The organism is Alteromonas alvinellae (assembly GCF_902705805.1).
In genome coordinates, this window is the sequence record NZ_CACSIH010000069.1 from 1 (window position 1) to 358 (window position 358).

1 protein-coding gene is annotated in these 358 nt (G+C 38.5%); it reads left to right on the forward strand.

The window, feature by feature from the left end; translation table 11 throughout:
- The coding region (locus ACX5KA_RS05285) for a formyltransferase family protein (RefSeq protein ID WP_458730588.1) at window positions 1-358 on the forward strand (358 nt) is incomplete at both ends.

The following is a 358-nucleotide window of genomic DNA, read 5'->3' on the forward strand; positions in this document are numbered from 1 at the left end:
AAACGAAATAAAATATGCGATTAATATCCACCCATCTTTACTACCCAAAAGTAGAGGCCCAACCCCACTAACCTACATTATCGACAACCCTGAGAACGCGGGTGTTAGCATTCATAAACTTACTGAGAAACTTGATGCAGGTAGCATCCTAATCCAAGAGAAATTTGAGGTCGAAGACAATGAAACGATATCATCATTGATGGTCAAGTCTCAGTTACTCGCAGAAACTCTGTTAGAAGAATTACTCAATAACTTTAATGAGCTTTATAATAACGCCACACCTCAATTGGAAAAGCTAGCGTCATTCCAAAGTCTACCTCCAGTAAAAAGAAGGTTTGTAAATTGGGATCAAAACACC